Raw genomic sequence first — 17,483 nt, forward strand, 5'->3', positions numbered from 1 at the left:
TCAATACATTATTTCCTACTAAAAACTACTATGTTTACACACAAAATATACCTCTATAAACTGAAAAACTCTCTCATTAAATCATAATAAGAGAGTTTTATTTATGCTATTTTATATATTTTCTTATGGAAATAGTGCTACCTATGATTTATTGATATAGCAAATATAGGTTATTTCCAGCCATATATGTAACATTTATTATAGACAATCATACCCACTATAGGTCAGCTGCTTCTATCCACTCTTGTAAATCGGCTTCTCCTCCAATGATATCTTCATCATAAGCGCCTGCTAACTCTGGGTAACGACATACTTCAATCGTATAGAGTATCGCTTCATCGCGACCATTACGGAAGGTGCCAATCCATACACCACGAATCGTAGACTCATACCATTCTACTGGTTGATCTGTATCTTTCAGATGGATCGTCACATCACCACGTCCCAATGTTTCCAATACTTCCACTTGCTCTTCCATAGTGAGACCTGTATTTTCCACATAAATCGTATAGGTTTCTCCTGTTTGACGCAAGTGCTGCATAGCATTTTTCAATTCTTGAAACACCGCTTTTACACGGCCAAATTCATTTTGCATAGAATCTCCTTATCAAATTATTACAGTTTATAGTATGTAGCAGTCTATTCTTCTTTTCCACTCACAGGACTAGCTGTTACATGCCAATTAGATAAAACCCTCAGCACTCGTTCTTTCACTTCTGCTACCGCAGCTTGTGTGGAATCACTCAAGGTAAGGCCTAATTCTAAACTTTCAGGTTCTACACCGATGACAACGGCATCTTCTAAAGGATCTTCTTGTAATGCACGAATACGTAAAATATCTTGCATCCCCACTTCATGCACAGAAATAGCTTCAGTAAAATAACTATTCATTTCCTCATGAGGAAACTCATATACTGTGCCTGGCACATCACCACCATTGATGGCATCCACTAATAATAGTTTTGTCATACCCCGCATATACGTAAGCAATTCCATGCCCATGGTGCCTCCATCTAGAATGGTAATAGGAGGATTAAATACATAATCCTCCTGTAATTGGTTCACCACATGGACACCGAATCCCTCATCAGTAAGCAAAATATTGCCTACCCCTAATAATACAATGGGATTACTTTTTATTTGGTCCATATAAGTCCTCTATATCTTCTGGATCTGTAGGATAAAATTTCATACCTGAAACCATACTAGATACTTCTCCAGATTCTTCCATAACATCTTCACGGAATGCCAAATATACGTGAATAATTGTAAATAACAAGAATCCCCAAGCAATATAATGATGAATCATATGCACTTGATATTCCGTAAATAATAAGTTCACTGGATTAAAAATTTGTGCCACCCATGTATCAGGATACACTTGGGCATACATAGCAAGTCCTGTAGAAATTTCTAAGAACATCATTACATAGACGCCCACATAACTAGTACGCGCTAAAGAATTACGCAAGAAACGATGCTCCCGTTGTTGTGGCAACATCATGTAATGCTTCATGGTATCCCATATACCAACCCAATAACTTTTTTTATGAAATCTTGGGAATAAGCGATCCCCTCGATAGCGAATGCCTCCGTAAATACGGAATACAAAAGATGCAATTAAGATAAAGGCTGCAATGAAGTGAATCTTACGAATCATTTCCATAGAGAACCAACCGCCTACAGCAATAGTCGGTTCCACACTACCTGGTGTAGCTTGGAATCCTGGATTCCCGATATACAAGCCAGTCCAGAATAGAGCCGTTACACAGAGCACCATAGTCCAATGGAAAATACGAAGCCATAAACTAAATACGCGATAGGGCTTTTTATTTAACGGTAACATAGATAGCCTCCTCCTATTTACATAGGGCATCTGTATTGACAGACACTATTTTTTCACCCTTTTTATTGTACAAGTGCGTCGCACATGCTAAGCAAGGGTCAAAGGAATGAATCCCTTTTAAAATTTCCAATGGTTTATCTGCAATTTTAACTTTTGTATCCATCATATTTGCTTCATATGCACCATGTTCGCCAGCAATCGTTTTAGGGCATGCATTCCAAGTCGTTGGTACGATACATTGATAATTGTCTACACGACCATCTTTGATGACACACCAATGACCTAAGCCACCACGAGGTGCATCTAATACACCTACACCTTTTGCCTCTTTTGGCCAAGTATTAGGATCGAATTTACGCGTGTCCGCCACTACAGTATCACCGGTTTTGATATTTTCAATCAAGCGATTGTAGAAATGTTGGCTCAAATTCGCTGCCACTTGTGCATCTAAACCACGAGCTGCGGTACGGCCCACTGTGGAACACATCCACACATGCGCTGGTACGCCTAGCACTTTGGATACAGCATCAATTTGGTCCACCATCATTTTCTCAGCCCAAGTTGGGTCTTTGATGATGCCTTGTTTTACTTTTACATAGACAACGATATATTTTGCCAATGGGCCCACTTCGCAGGCTTTTCCTTTGAATGTAGGAGATTTAATCCAAGAATATTTTTTCTCTTCATCCAAGAATTCCCATTTTTTATTTGTTCCCGTTTTAGGACCTGTGAAAGCAGGTTTTGTCACACCTTCTGTTGGATGCAAGGATGTTTCACCATTTGGATATTCAAACCAAGAATGATTGATTTCTTCTGACAAGAAGTCAGGGTTCATCAAATCTTCCCCTTCTAGTGCTGTAAATGTTGCTTTTTCCCAGCCAAGCTCAAAGTTTTCTACTACACCGTTTGCACGCACCAGCGCTTTTTTGAAATAATCTCCGTTGCTGATGCCAGTGAATGTATCATCTGGATAGCCACCATAAGCTAACACGCGTTTTTTCGCCAATCCGCCGCCGTCTACCATGCCAGCTTTTACATATAGATGGCCGATAGCTAGTAAATCTGGTAAATAGAAATAGTTCACCAAATCTTTTGCCAAGGAAATAGATTCATCTACACTTGCCAAACGAGCCGCATTGACAGGTGCATTCATATCATCCATGGAAATAGAGCAAGGCATACCACCTACAATGTAATGAGGATGTGGGTTTTTGCCACCGAAAATAACATGTGGTGTCACAATATCACGTTGACGATCCAAGATTGTCAAATAGTGGGAAATGGCCATCAAATGCACTTCTGGAGGCAATAATTGATAGTCTGGGTGATCCCACCATTGGGCGGAGAAAATACCTAATTGACCACTTTCTACAATTTTTTTCACTTTTGTTTGGATCGCTGCATAATACGTAGCATTTCCTTTAGGGAACTCCTTAGGGTATGCAGATGTGCCAGATTCCAAATCTTTTGGTTGTAATCCACTCACATTGTATGTGTCTAAGACTTGTTGTTGCAATTCTGCTGTTTTCTTAGGATCTGCTTTCAATGCCTCTACTGGACTTACCCAGTCAAGGGCATGCAAGTGATAGAAATGCACAATATGGTCATGCACATCTAAACAACTATGCATCATATTACGAATATAATTGGCATTTTTAGGAATTTGAATCCCCAATGCATCTTCTACAGCACGAAGAGCTGCTAAGGCATGCGTAGAGGTACATACTCCACATATGCGTTGCACAAAAGCCCATACATCTCGAGGGTCACGATTTTTAGCTACTAATTCAATCCCACGCCAAGCCGTACCACTAGATAGGGCATCTTGTACTTGGCCTGTTCCTTCATCAACACTAACTTCTACACGTAAGTGACCTTCAATACGGGTCACTGGATCGACTACAACTCGTTTCATTATTGGTCACTACCTTTCTCGCCAGATTCTTTTTGTTTTGCTTCTTGTTCAGCTAAGTATTTTTTCTCTTCTTGGATGGAATCATATTTATGTTTCGCTAGCGTAACCCCACCATGGGCAATGACTGCACCAAAAGCGCCGAATCCTGCCACTGTTCCTAATGTATCCACATCAGTGATGGTGTTTGGGGTATGAATATGAGGCAATCGTTGATAAAAGTTATCATTGTCCCAGAATCCCTTTTCAGAGCAACCAATACAACCATGTCCAGATTGAATTGGATAGGACAACCCATTCCACCAACGCAAATTGCCACAAGAGTTATATGTTTCTGGTCCACGGCAACCTACTTTATATAGACACCAACCAGCTTTCGATGCATCATCATCAAAATGTTCCACAAACAATCCAGAATCAAAGAAAGGACGACGATAGCATGTATCATGGATACGATTGCCATAGAATTGTTTTGGTCTTCCTTCTACATCAAGAGGTGGAATTTCGCCAAATAAAGCATAATGCATAATCACACCAGTCATGACCTCTGGAATCGGAGGGCATCCAGGTACTTTAATGATTTTTTTACCTTTTACAATAGAAGAAACAGATACTGTATTCGTTGGGTTCGGTTTTGCCGCTTGAATACCTCCCCAAGCTGCACAAGATCCATATTCGATGATGAAAGCAGCCCCTTCAGCGCATTCTTTCAATACATCTACAAATGGACGTCCACCAACTTGGCAGTAAGATCCATTTTCATCCAATGGAACGCCACCTTCAACAGCTAATACATACTTACCTTTTTTACTTTCTAACAAGTGATGTAAATGATGTTCAAATGGTTCCCCTGCTGCGGCAGCCAAGGTATCATCATACTCTAAGGCAATCATATTTAAAATCACATCAGATGCGAAAGGCGATGTGGATCGAATGAAAGACTCGTCACATCCTGTACATTCATGACCATGCAACCAAATCACCGTAGGTAATTCTTTTGTTTCTGCCGCTGCTACGACTTTATTGGTCAATGCTGGCGGCAACCCTAAAATAGCAGTTAAAGCTACACAGGATTTCATAAAAGTACGTCGGCTTAATTTACGCTCTTGGAATAGATTCCAAAGACTATTCAATGATTCTTTCACAAAAAAGCCCCTTTCTTGCAATAACTTTATAGCATCTCTACAAATTGATATACTATCCATAGTATATCATGAAAGATATTCCTTCTATAGAACATTAATCACTAATTTGTAAAAATATTTTTATATCCTCTATTTATAGTTTCAATAATTTACGTACAGAAGCTGCCTTCTTATAGCCTCCTACGCGATCTTTCTCTTTTCCTTTTTTATAGTAGATAATTGTTGGTACACCTTGCACATCTTCTTTTAAAGCAATCTCTTTAGCTACATCAATATCAATAGCAATCATACGTGCTACACCTTGCAATTCATCATATAACACATCCAGTTCTTCTTTCATAGATTGACAAGGAGAACACCATTCTGCTGTAAAGCAAGCTAAGACGATTTCATCCTCACCTTTTACAACAGCTTTAAAATCTTCATAGTTGTTAATCGATTCTAGTTTCATCACAATACCTCCTACAATAACAAAACCGCTCCGAAGAGCGGTTTTGAGCAAGCAATCAATAAGCCGAGTTCTGTCCTGCTTTCGCAGTGGCGATTATCTTTCTAGGCGCATAGTTGCCTATACGCTCAAGCGGCACAACCCGAAAGGTAGGCGGGCAACCCTTAACCCTTTCCTATTCGGCCTTGCTCCGGATGGGGTTTACCGAGCATACATGTTACCATGTACCTGGTGCGCTCTTACCGCGACCGTTCCACCCTTACCACCCAAAGGTGGCGGTTTACTTTTCTGTGGCACTATTCCCTATGGTCACCCACGCCGGCCGTTAGCCGGCATCCTGCCCTATGGAGCTCGGACTTTCCTCAAGTCAAGTAGACTTGCAATCGCCTTTCATACTTACTGTTTAAGTCTAGCATAGACCACCGAGAGGGTCAATACCTCTCTTATACATTATAAACCGAAAGTGCTTAGACTTCAAAGAAAAAATCTCTTTGCACTTTACTTTCTATGACCTCTACTTCTTGAGTTGTGAAAATTCTTTCTATCATTCGTTTCAATACTGTTTGGCTCATGTATTCTGTACCATAATGGCCCGCATCAACAACTGTGATTCCTAATTCTTTTGCTAGTTGCATATCATGGTATTTGACATCCCCAGTAATATACACATCTGCTTTTTGCTTAGCTGCTATCTTAATGAACTCCGCTCCACTACCCGTGCATAGACCTACACGTTGAATGGATGATTTCTTAGCTCCACCCCAACGCAATGTACTATGAGGGAATGCAGATTGTAATACTTCTTTGAACTCCTCTATCGATAGTGGTTGCGGTAAATTGCCAATGCGACCAATACAGTGTGCATCATAAGCATTCTCTAAGGCTACTATATCGTAGGCAATTTCTTCATAAGGGTGAGCTTCTTTCATAGCCGCTAACACCTGACCTAATAGCTTTTTAGGCACTACCGTTTCCACACGTTCTTCTGGCACAGTTTCAATCGCCCCTACCTGACCAATGAAAGGGTTCGTCCCTTCTAAGGGCAAGAATCTCCCTTCTCCAGCAACAGAAAAACTGCAATGACTGTACGCACCGATATGACCTGCCCCCGCGTTGCCCATGGCTTGGCGAAGTTGTTCACTATGCGTAATAGGTACATAAACAGCCACTTTATAAGCTACGTCACGTCCCGTTTCTTCTAACCCTTGTATATCTTGTAACCCTAGTCGTATAGCCACTTCGTCATTAAGCCCGCCAGCTGTAACATCCAAATTCGTATGCGCACTATACACATTAATCGTATGGCATAATAGATCTCTAATCATCTTACCTTGTATCGTATCAATGTTGATAGATTTTATACCTTTGAAAATCATCGGATGATGTGTCACAATCGCATCTATCTGTTGCTCTATCGCTTCTGCTACTACTTCTGGCGTCACATCTAATGCCGTTAACACACGTTGAACGGTTGAACTCATAGATCCCACTTGTAATCCGCAATTATCCCAAGACTCTTGCAACTGCAATGGCGCTTGACTTTCAATGGCTTGAGCAATATCTTTCATAGTTACCATATATACCTCCTATCCACCATCTCAAGGTATGATGTAACGTTCCATACTCATCAATGGTTATACTTTTTTTAATGGTGAAAGTTTCATCTGTACCTATTGTAAAATACCTTGTAACGCCTTCATTTCTTGTTCCATCACCTGAACAGCATCACTAGATTTCGCTGTATCACGCATATGTTGTAGGATAGATTGCAACGTTTCAATTCTACGTTGTATGTGCTGTGTCCAAACTTCAGATTGTTCTTGTTGTAACAAAGCACCATATTCCCATAACATCGATTCTCTAGATAGCTCATTATACACGGAAGTAGCGCCTCGTTGTACTAACCACATGTCATAATATTGGTTACCCTCTACTAAGCATGATTCTTGGACAATGCCATACCCTTGATCTACCAAAAATTGTTTCAACTCTCGTCGATGGCTTTGTGGTTGTAATACATAGGTATGTAACAATTCAGGACCTACCGTAATGATGTGTTGCATCAATTCTCCGCCCATGCCGCAAATGACTGCGCAGTCTACTTCTCCTTCTTTTGTGACAGCTAATCCATCTCCTAATCTACATGTAATATAATTTTCTAATTTCCGTTCTTTTACCAATCCTTTAGCGGATTCCAAAGGGCCTTGATTCACATCAATAGCGATAACTTGTGTAGCCACTTTTTCTTCTATGCAAGCCACTGCTAAATACCCATGATCGGTACCCACATCCGCCACCGTTTGACATTGTGGAATCATATGTAATACTTGTTCTAATCGTTTTGAAAGTGCCATATCTGTAATCTTCTCTTTCATTATACAATGAACATCTATAGATAACAAAAACCATCTCACATTGTGAGATGGTTTCTTATGGTGGGCCCACCTGGATTTGAACCAGGGACCGACCGGTTATGAGCCGGTTGCTCTACCCCTGAGCTATAGGCCCTCGTTTGGTGCGGATGATGGGACTTGAACCCATACGAGCGTACGCTCACCACCCCCTCAAGATGGCGTGTCTGCCATTCCACCACATCCGCATGAGGATATGTATATGGTGCCTCAGGGCAGAATCGAACTGCCGACACACGGATTTTCAGTCCGTTGCTCTACCGACTGAGCTACCGAGGCAAATATATAAATCGATATATTTGCTTAAAAATAGGTAAAAAAAATGGCGACCCCGATCGGATTTGAACCGACGATCTTCGCCGTGACAGGGCGACATGTTAACCGCTACACCACGGGGCCGTGTACTGAGTACTTATATACTATACCATAGGTATTACATCTTGGCAATACCTATGGTCAATTATATATATTCCTAAAATGCATACTAATTCTATTAATAACAATTTGGTTTTCTATCACGGAACACATTAATTTTAGAGCGAATGTGGTCTACAATGTCTAAATCAATAGTTACTATGTGAGTTTGCGGCGTTTCATCACATTCTAATAACACTTCACCCCAAGGGTCTACTACCATCGAGTGACCTGCCATTGGTAATTTACCAATAGTTCCACAACCATTAACACTACAGAAAAACATTTGATTCTCTATAGCCCTAGCTTGATTTAATATTTGCCAATGATGTAAACGTAACAATGGCCATTGAGCTGGCAAAAAGAATAATTCTATCCCTTGTAATGCTGATTTACGAATTAGTTCGGGAAAACGAATATCATAACATGTGGCACTGGAACAAAGCACGCCATCTAATGTAAAGTTATGAATCGAATTACCACCCGTGAAATATTCATTTTCTTTGGCAGGACTAAACCCATGCATCTTATCATACGTAGATAGCAATTCCCCTTTGCGGTTGTATACATAGGTTCTATTGTAGATAGTGTCTCCTTCTTTAACAGCTACTGATCCACCAAAGATATTCACATGTTCTGATTGCGCCAATTCACCCAACAAAGCTTGCGCCCGTTGACCTGATTCATCTGCCAATGCATGTAACTCTGGACCCGTCATAAAGCCCGTATTCCAAGTTTCTGGCAATACTACTACATCCACGCCTTGCTTAGCAATCGCTCGTACACAAGTTTCCACTGTTTCAAAATTACTATCTATTTGTCCAATCTCTGTAGCTAATTGAATGATACCTAATCGTAACTCTTTCATCATTCCTCCTAAATGTGCCAAGCCATATGATCAGTAAAGTCATTTGGCTCTAATGGCAACGCATGCCGTCGTGGTACATAGGATCCTTTGTCAAAACGATCTACTTTAGGGCGACGATATATAATATGCTCTGGTTCCGTTTCAAAAATGATCACATTCTTTGGTACATCTCGTTTAATGACTAGATTACAACCTATTTTTGAACCTTTTCCTACCGTAATATCACCTAGCACCTTTGTGCCTGCACCGATAAGCACATCATCTTCCACCGTAGGATGACGTTTTATCTTACGAGAATCCATCCCTCCAAGAGTCACCCCATGAAACAGTGTCACATTATCTCCTACAATAGCAGTTTCACCAATGACAACCCCCATACCATGGTCAATAAATAAGCCTTTACCAATTTTCGCACCTGGGTGAATTTCTATGCCCGTTACTCGACGTGCATGTAATGCTACTCGCCGGGCCAAAGTAAACCAACCTTTTCGATATAGACGATGCGCAAAAAAATGCCAAAATAATGCTGTTATATGAGGATATGTCCACACTACCATATACCAAGAGGTAGCAGCTGGATCAGATTGTAATACACGCTGTATATTGTATCGAATAGAATTCCATACCTCTCTCATAAATTCCTCCCTATACACAGATAGCATGGCCTAGACCATGCTATCTTTTGTATCACAATCGATTAAGAATGAATCCAATCTACACTTTCAAATTGAATCATAGATAGATATTTTTCTACTCCATCTGGAGCTACCACGACAACGTCTACATCTGGGAATTTACGACCATATTGACGAGCCACAAAAATCGCAGCTGCTGATGAAATACCAATACCAATACCAGTTTCACGCATGAAGTTAGCTACTTCTTCAATCGCATCTTCATCGGTTACTGTTTGTACTTCATCCATCAAAGAAGAGTCGAAGTTTTCTGGAATAAATCCAGCTCCAATACCCTGAATTTTATGAACCCCACCAGTACCGCGAGAAATAACTGGAGATCCTTCCGGTTCTACGGCCACCGCTTTAATATATGGGTGTTGCTCTTTTAAAGCTTTTGTTACACCTGTGAAGGTGCCACCTGTACCAATGCCAGCTACGAAGATACCTACGTTAGGCACATCGCGCAAAATTTCTTTCGCTGTTGTTTCATAATGTGCATGTGGATTTGCTGGGTTAACAAATTGCCCCAAAGTCACTGCATTAGGATAGTTATCAAGAATTTCTTGTGCCTTTCCAAGAGCACCTTTCATACCTAATTCTTTTGGAGTTAAAATTAATTGTGCTCCATAGGCTTTAATTAATTCACGACGTTCCTTACTCATACTTTCAGGCATAATAATGATTGTTTTAATGGACAACATAGCACCTAGCATAGCTAAAGCAATACCGGTATTACCACTTGTGGCTTCTACAATAATAGTATCGTTTTTAATTAAGCCTTTTTCTTGCGCATCTTGCAACATACCAAGAACAGCACGATCTTTTACACTGCCACCGGCATTGTATTTTTCTAATTTCACATATACATTAGTATCTGGAATTCGATACATTGGTGTGTTTCCAATTAAGTCAATTGCATTTTTTACAACAGCCATACTTATTCTCCTCTACTTAGACTTCAATATAAAACACTTAATTTTATTCCTATTCTATAGATAGGATTTGATTTTGTCAACTACATTCTTCTCAAAATTTTACTTATTTTGATTGAAAGCCACCATGCCCCATACGAATGCAATCTTCTTTTGTGATTCGTACATCTGCTAATAAACGTGGCGTTATCACATCAAAAGCGCTCGGATTATTGTACAATACACCACCTGGTACCCCCAGTACTGGCGTACTATCTTCCAAATACGCAATGCACACCATCGAGCCTGGCAACACTGGTAGCCCATAAGTAACTACTTCTTTCGCACGACGTGCAATGGCACCTGGAGTTAAATCATCAGGATCTACACTCATACCACCCGTGCAGAAGATAATCTCTGCCCCTTGGGACTTTACTTTGTCTATGGCCTCCACAATTTGATCAGTATTATCTGGCACAATTTCATGAGCTACCAGTTCTACACCATAATCCGCTACACGGTCTTGGATAACCGCTGTGAAAGCATCTTGAATGCGCCCTGCAAAGACTTCACTACCTGTAGTAACAATACCCATTTTTTTACGCACAAATGGATAGACTTGTAAGATAGGCTCCTTACCTTCACGTAATCGTTTCGCTTCTTCTAACTGCCATGCTTCTAATAATAATGGAATACATCGCATGCCTGCTACCGGTTGCCTAGCTTTTACAGGTGTGCCGTGTAATCTTGTAACAATGGTCAACTCCCCAATACTATTGATTTCATGCAATCCTTCCACATCCACGGTCAATACACCATCATGATTTGCCAAGGCTTCAATTTTGCCTTGTTGTACTGGGGTAGGGCTGAGAGATGGATGTTCACAAAAACGATATAATTCTTCTGCTACTTGCTCCTCATGAACCAAATTATAGTCGGATTCTTCCATTACATAAATATGCTCTTTTCCTAATTGCAATAATAATTCCACATCTTCCGCTCTGATGATGTGTCCTCGTTTAAATGGTGTGTCTTTTACTTCTCCAATGACGATGCGCACAATATCGTGGCATAGTGCTTGACCCACTGCATCTTTTACATGTATTTCTTTCATTCTAGTATCCCCACATTCGTTTACCAATGGTGAAAGCTAGCCCGCACAGGCCATACCCAACCAATACCTGTCCACCCATGTAGGATAGCATATACCACAAACCTTTCTCTTGCAGCATATATCCTTCAAAGATAAAGGTAGAAAAGGTTGTAAGTCCACCTAAAAACCCTGTAATACATAACAGCTTTACCCAAGGTGACACATTAGGTTGCCCTTCAATATATGCCATGCCCAAGCCAATAAACATGGACCCTATGATATTTACTAGCACCGTTCCCCAAGGATACAGTGCTCCTTTCGTGACCATATACTGTCCAATGCCATACCGCGTCATGGCACCAATAGCCCCACCAATAGCCACTGCTATATATACATTCATAATCAAACTCCTTTATTCCTTTATTATACACTACCCTAAGCGGATTATATACTAAACCGCGAATTTTTCTCTCTCGATTTATATATAAGTTGTTATAGTTACACCCTATATTAGAAGTGCCCACTATTTTTTTCACTATATGTCATATCAACATTATACACACATGACATCTCTCATGTAGCATAAGCTAGTACGTATACTAGATTCATACACGCTCCATACCAATATAACTCCTACTACGTGTTACAGAGAGCTTACCTATAAGAGCTATACTAAAGAAGACCCACATAGACTACCTAGCTCAACTACTTTGATACAACAAAAAAGAACTGCCTATTTCTAAGCAGTTCCTTTATATACATTAGTTTCCAGGATTTTTTACTAAATCTTGACCCGCAATACCAGGGCGCGTCATTTCTTTCGGAGAAAGAATATAATCCATTTCTTCTTTCGTTAACAATCCTTGTTCTAGAATGATTTCTTTTACGCTACGATCAGTTTCCAACGCTTCTTTTGCCAAAGCAGAGGCATTTTCATAACCAATATGCGGCAACAAAGCTGTGACGATACCAACAGAACGTTCTAACCAATATTCACATTGTTCTTTATCTACTTCAAGGTCAACTAACAATTTATCTACAAATGTATTTACCGCATTTTTTAAGTAGCACATAGAGTTGAACAAGTTATAAGCAATCACTGGTTCCATAACATTTAATTCGAATTGTCCATTTTCTACGCCAAGAGAAATTGTCAAATCATTGCCGATAACTTGGTAACAAGTTTGGTTCAACACTTCCGCAATTACTGGATTTACTTTGCCTGGCATGATGGAAGAACCCGGTTGACGTGGCGGTAATTTTAACTCACCAATACCACAACGAGGGCCAGATGCCATTAAACGGAAGTCATTAGCCATTTTAATTAATACTAGGGCTGTTACTTTCAATCCAGAAGAAATATCCGCAAACACATCTGTATTGTTCGTAGCATCAATTAAGTTGTCCGCCGTAATGAACGGTTCTCCTACAACACGGGATAATTCATCTACAACAGCTTTGATATACGTAGGCTCTGCATTCAAGCCTGTACCCACAGCAGTAGCCCCCATATTCACAGTATGTGCTTCTAACATAGCAGATTTGATACGACGAATACCACGGCGCACGCCAGATGCATAAGCACCCATTTCTTGACCTAATGTAATTGGCACCGCATCTTGTAAATGAGTACGACCCATTTTTAAAATTTCTTTATACTCTTCAGCTTTTTTATCTAATTCATCTGCTAAACGACGAAGTGCCATTAATAAAGGTTTACTTTTCATAATCGCACATACTTTGATAGCTGTTGGGAAAGTATCATTTGTAGATTGTGCCATATTCACATGGTTATTCGGAGATACAATGTCATATTGACCTTTTTCATACCCTAAAATTTCCAAAGCACGGTTCGCTAATACTTCGTTCATATTCATATTAAAAGAAGTACCTGCTCCTCCTTGGATAGGATCTACAGGAAATTGATCATTGAAATTACCACGTACCACTTCATCTGCAGCACGACTAATAGCTTGACCTATTTTTTCATCTAAACGACCAGTACTCATATTCGCTAAAGCACAAGCTTTTTTTACCATAGCCATAGCTTTTACGAAATCTAAGTCAATTTGTTTACCTGTAATAAAAAAGTTTTCAATACCACGTAATGTTTGTACTCCATAGTACAACTCATCGGCTAATTCTAATTCACCTAGAAAATCATGTTCTTTTCTCATAGTATACCTCATTTCTTATAACATCATATGTATCTACTGTATAAGCTTTGTGTATATGATATACCTGTATTATATCATGTATCTTGTATACAAAATAGGTGCATGCTTTCTAGTTCCGAATAATGCCTCCTTGTACATCTAATAAAATAACTAAAACTCATAGCAATCATTAATTTTGCTCATTTTTATATATTTCTATAGACTATATAGGAATATATATGATATAAAATTTATGTTATAAATACATCCAGTTCTATATTACAAGGACCCTCTGCTATATAGGAAACATATAAAAGCTAACTCCAACTACACTCCAGAAGAATAAATGTGGTTCCAACCGCACGCAAAAAAGCATAAAAAGTGGCGCCAACCGGGAGCCAACGAACTCAAATTATATCTTTTTAACCACTTTTAGAAAACAAAAAACCCAGTAACTAAGTTAGCTACTGGGCTTATATTTGTATAGAATTATTCTGCTGTGAATGGCAACAACGCGATAGCACGAGCACGTTTAATTGCAAGTGTCAATTTACGTTGATGTTTAGCACAAACGCCAGAAATACGACGTGGAAGAATTTTGCCACGTTCAGTCGTGAAACGACGAAGTTTAGCAATATCTTTGTAGTCGATTTGATCAGCATGGTCAACACAGAAGTTACATACTTTTCTTCTTGGTTTTCTGCCTCTATCTCTTCTCATTGAGAAACCTCCTTTGATATAGTTGTGGAGTTCTTAGCTTAGAACGGAATTTCTTCACCTGCGCCTGCACCGGAACCTGCACCAAAATCATCAAAATTGGATGCACCACCGTCAAAGGCATCAAATGATTGCGTATCTAAGGCTTGTCCCACGAAATTAGCAACTACTTCTGTTACATATCGTTTTGTACCATCTTGTGCTTCGTAAGAACGAGTCGCAATACGACCTTCTACAAAACAACGGCTGCCTTTACGCAAGTTTCCCGCAGCTTCTCCTAATTTTCCCCAAGCTACACAATTTACAAACGCTGTTTGTTCCTTAGTCTCGCCATTTTGATCCACATATGTATTGGATGCAGCTACTGTGAAAGTAGCAACAGCACGACCAGTTTTTGTGTAACGCACCTCAGGGTCACGAGCTAAATTCCCTAAAAGTTGTACAGAATTCATATCCTCAACCTCCTTAGGCTATTATTCTTCGTGTTTTACAATCAGGTGTCTAAGAACGTTATCGTCGATTTTAAGTACGCGGTCGATTTCTTTGATTTCGCCAGGAGCTGCTTCAAAGTTAATCAATACGTATACGCCATCAGTATGTTTATTTACTGCATACGCTAAACGGCGTTTACCCCAAACGTCAACTTTCTCAACTGTACCGCCAACACGAGCAATTAAAGCCTCAATTTTATCAAAAGTAGCTTTGTTTGTCTCTTCATCAGCTGGTTTCACAATCACCATGACTTCGTATTTGTTCATACAAAATCACCTCCTCTTTCGGACTAACGCCCCTATCTTACATAGGGGTAGGAAGATGCTTACCATCAATAAGCCTTATTATTGTACAACATTCTAGTCTGAATTGCAAGAAAAATATGAAAATAGACATAGTCCCCAAGGAGCCATGTCTATTTCATTAACATACTAATTATGTATATTATGCTTCTGCTTGTTTTGCTAATTTAGCGTAACTTTCAGCTTCTACTTCTTCTTGTGTTCTAAAATCTTGTGGTAATGTAGATAATCGAATCCAACTACGAATTGCCTCTACTAATACAACAAGAATCATAATAAACATAGCTACAGAGAAGGCCACTAAAATCCATTTACCAGCTGGAATATAGTTGAAGAATACGTTTTCAATATCAGCAGCGACTGCTACAATCGCCATAAGAATAGTTGGAACACCTGTTACCCAAGCATACCGTTTTTTCCCTAAACGCATGATGATTGTTGTACTTACTGCCAATGTCATCGTACCTAATAATTGGTTAGATACACCGAATAATGGCCAAATTGTGCCAATGTTGCCTTGTAATACTAGGTATCCCCACATGATACAAATCAATGCAGCACAACCATATACACCAGGAGCCCAATGTTGGTCATTGAATTTAGGCCAGTATAAGCCAAGTAATTCTTGTAATAAGTAACGACCTACACGAGTACCTGCATCAATCAAAGTCATGATGAACAAGGCTTCAAACATAATACAGAAGTGATACCAATAGCCCAATAAATGATCCATATTAGGTAGGCGAGAGAAGATATGTGCCATACCTACTGCTAAGGATACAGCGCCACCAGGACGATGCATCAAGTCTTCCCCTACTAGAGCTGATAACGCTGGTAATTCATGCACTTGAAGTCCCAAGGCTCTAAAAGATTCTGCCGTAGAGTTGATTGCAAAATAATCATCTGGATGCAGTGCAGTAGCTGCAATCATTGCCATCATAGAAATGAAAGATTCTGTTAACATACCACCATAACCGATAGGTAATACTTCTCTTTCATTTGTTAACATTTTAGGTGTTGTACCTGTTGCGATAACCGTATGGAACCCAGATAAAGCACCACAAGCAATGGTAATGAAAATATATGGGAATACAGAACCTTTCAATACAGGACCGCCACCCCAAATATATTCTGTCACTGCTGGCATTTGGATTTCAGGCATAACGATTAGAATACCAAGTGCTAAGGCTCCTATAGTACCAATTTTTAAATAGGTAGATAGGTAATCACGAGGAGCTAATAACAACCAAACTGGTAATGCTGCTGCGAAGAAGCCATAGACAGCTAACATAATTTCAATTGTTTTCAAATCATAAATAAACCAAGATGCATATTCACTAGCCGCTACATTGGGACCATAGATAATAGCTGCAAAAATAAGACCAACCCCAATGATTGTTGCTTCTTGAATTTTTCCCGGACGCAACCATTGTAGATAAATACCAATAAAAATTGCAATAGGAATTGTTGCAAACACTGAGAAAAATGCCCAAGCAGAGCCGTGAAGCGCATTGGCTACTACTACTGCCATACCTGCTAATGTAATAACAAGCAAGAATAACGTCGCTAGCATAGCACCTAAACCTGCAATTTTGCTAATCTCTTCACGGGTAATATCCGCAATGGATTTACCATCATAACGAATAGACGCAAATAGAATAACCATATCATGGACTGCACCAGCAAATACGGAGCCGATAAGAATCCACAGAGTACCTGGCAAGTACCCAAATTGTGCTGCAATTACCGGTCCCACTAAAGGACCTGCCCCAGCAATTGCTGCGAAATGATGACCAAATGTGACCCATTTATTTGTAGGCACATAATCATGTCCATCATTGTGAACCATAGCCGGCGTCATTCGATACTTGTCTAAAGTTAACACCTTCGCCGCTATGAATGCCCCATAAAAACGATATCCTAACATTAAGATACACGCTGAGGCAATAACTAAATAAATACCATTCATGACCATACATACACCCCCTAAATGTTGGATGAGTCACGCTATATATACCCATTCATTGCATGACATCACCCTATGATCTATGCAAAAAAGTAAATTGGTATTTCTGATTTAATTATAGTTAC

18 protein-coding genes, 4 tRNA genes and 1 other RNA gene are annotated in these 17,483 nt (G+C 39.7%); all 23 read right to left on the reverse strand.

Translation table 11 applies throughout. The features are described from left to right. Positions 1-217: 217 nt before the first annotated feature. Entirely contained in the window at positions 218-595 is a 378-nt protein-coding gene (locus EO111_RS00245; RefSeq protein ID WP_062401403.1) for a hydrogenase expression/formation C-terminal domain-containing protein, read from the reverse strand. Positions 596-639: 44 nt separating this feature from the next. Continuing rightward, the gene (locus EO111_RS00250; RefSeq protein WP_062401400.1) at positions 640-1,149 is read right to left on the reverse strand and encodes a HyaD/HybD family hydrogenase maturation endopeptidase; all 510 of its coding nucleotides are present in this window, start codon (positions 1,147-1,149) and stop codon (positions 640-642) included. Then, positions 1,130-1,846 (reverse strand): Ni/Fe-hydrogenase, b-type cytochrome subunit, encoded by a 717-nt coding sequence (gene cybH, locus EO111_RS00255; protein ID WP_062401398.1) that lies wholly within the window; start codon positions 1,844-1,846, stop codon positions 1,130-1,132. Before cybH ends, EO111_RS00250 begins: the two co-directional genes overlap by 20 nt. A gap of 13 nt (positions 1,847-1,859) precedes the next feature. Further along, positions 1,860-3,761, reverse strand: a complete 1,902-nt coding sequence (locus EO111_RS00260) for a nickel-dependent hydrogenase large subunit (protein ID WP_126940717.1) — start codon at positions 3,759-3,761, stop codon at positions 1,860-1,862. After that, the gene (locus EO111_RS00265) at positions 3,761-4,903 is read right to left on the reverse strand and encodes a hydrogenase small subunit (RefSeq protein ID WP_127010168.1); all 1,143 of its coding nucleotides are present in this window, start codon (positions 4,901-4,903) and stop codon (positions 3,761-3,763) included. Before EO111_RS00265 ends, EO111_RS00260 begins: the two co-directional genes overlap by 1 nt. A gap of 133 nt (positions 4,904-5,036) precedes the next feature. Next, positions 5,037-5,354 (reverse strand): co-chaperone YbbN, encoded by a 318-nt coding sequence (locus tag EO111_RS00270; RefSeq protein WP_127010169.1) that lies wholly within the window; start codon positions 5,352-5,354, stop codon positions 5,037-5,039. Positions 5,355-5,397: 43 nt separating this feature from the next. Continuing rightward, an RNA gene (gene rnpB / locus EO111_RS00275) (RNase P RNA component class A) lies at positions 5,398-5,751 on the reverse strand. 67 nt (positions 5,752-5,818) lie between these two features. Beyond that, positions 5,819-6,928, reverse strand: coding sequence for a Nif3-like dinuclear metal center hexameric protein (locus tag EO111_RS00280; protein WP_127010170.1), 1,110 nt, complete (start codon positions 6,926-6,928; stop codon positions 5,819-5,821). A 93-nt stretch (positions 6,929-7,021) separates the two neighbouring features. Continuing rightward, a complete protein-coding gene (locus EO111_RS00285; RefSeq protein WP_127010171.1) occupies positions 7,022-7,726 on the reverse strand; it encodes a class I SAM-dependent methyltransferase in 705 nt (234 codons plus the stop codon). A gap of 58 nt (positions 7,727-7,784) precedes the next feature. Further along, a tRNA-Ile gene (locus EO111_RS00290) sits at positions 7,785-7,859 on the reverse strand. A gap of 5 nt (positions 7,860-7,864) precedes the next feature. Next, positions 7,865-7,950, reverse strand: a tRNA-Leu gene (locus EO111_RS00295). A 15-nt stretch (positions 7,951-7,965) separates the two neighbouring features. Next, positions 7,966-8,041 (reverse strand) — tRNA-Phe (locus EO111_RS00300). A 44-nt stretch (positions 8,042-8,085) separates the two neighbouring features. After that, positions 8,086-8,161: transfer RNA gene (locus EO111_RS00305), tRNA-Asp, on the reverse strand. 94 nt (positions 8,162-8,255) lie between these two features. Next, positions 8,256-9,044: a carbon-nitrogen family hydrolase gene (locus EO111_RS00310; RefSeq protein ID WP_009353113.1), complete on the reverse strand. Its 789-nt coding sequence runs from the start codon at positions 9,042-9,044 to the stop codon at positions 8,256-8,258. A gap of 8 nt (positions 9,045-9,052) precedes the next feature. Further along, entirely contained in the window at positions 9,053-9,679 is a 627-nt protein-coding gene (gene epsC / locus EO111_RS00315) for a serine O-acetyltransferase EpsC (RefSeq protein ID WP_009353111.1), read from the reverse strand. Between the two features lie 62 nt (positions 9,680-9,741). After that, on the reverse strand, positions 9,742-10,656 hold the full coding sequence (locus tag EO111_RS00320; protein WP_062401388.1) for a PLP-dependent cysteine synthase family protein: 915 nt from the start codon (positions 10,654-10,656) through the stop codon (positions 9,742-9,744). A gap of 103 nt (positions 10,657-10,759) precedes the next feature. Next, positions 10,760-11,746, reverse strand: a complete 987-nt coding sequence (locus tag EO111_RS00325; protein ID WP_127010172.1) for a molybdopterin-binding protein — start codon at positions 11,744-11,746, stop codon at positions 10,760-10,762. Between the two features lies 1 nt (position 11,747). After that, positions 11,748-12,125 (reverse strand): CrcB family protein, encoded by a 378-nt coding sequence (locus EO111_RS00330; RefSeq protein WP_062401384.1) that lies wholly within the window; start codon positions 12,123-12,125, stop codon positions 11,748-11,750. A gap of 361 nt (positions 12,126-12,486) precedes the next feature. Beyond that, positions 12,487-13,902 carry an aspartate ammonia-lyase gene (locus EO111_RS00335; protein WP_009353123.1) on the reverse strand — a complete coding sequence of 472 codons (1,416 nt, stop codon included), beginning with the start codon at positions 13,900-13,902 and terminating at the stop codon, positions 12,487-12,489. Between the two features lie 468 nt (positions 13,903-14,370). Next, entirely contained in the window at positions 14,371-14,601 is a 231-nt protein-coding gene (gene rpsR / locus EO111_RS00340; RefSeq protein ID WP_009353119.1) for a 30S ribosomal protein S18, read from the reverse strand. A gap of 38 nt (positions 14,602-14,639) precedes the next feature. After that, entirely contained in the window at positions 14,640-15,050 is a 411-nt protein-coding gene (locus EO111_RS00345; protein WP_009353084.1) for a single-stranded DNA-binding protein, read from the reverse strand. A 21-nt stretch (positions 15,051-15,071) separates the two neighbouring features. Beyond that, the gene (gene rpsF, locus EO111_RS00350) at positions 15,072-15,356 is read right to left on the reverse strand and encodes a 30S ribosomal protein S6 (RefSeq protein ID WP_009353064.1); all 285 of its coding nucleotides are present in this window, start codon (positions 15,354-15,356) and stop codon (positions 15,072-15,074) included. Positions 15,357-15,534: 178 nt separating this feature from the next. Continuing rightward, entirely contained in the window at positions 15,535-17,367 is a 1,833-nt protein-coding gene (locus EO111_RS00355) for a carbon starvation protein A (protein WP_009353099.1), read from the reverse strand. Between the last annotated feature and the right edge of the window lie 116 nt (positions 17,368-17,483).

It is taken from the genome of Veillonella sp. CHU594, from assembly GCF_003992265.1.
GTDB lineage: Bacteria > Bacillota > Negativicutes > Veillonellales > Veillonellaceae > F0422.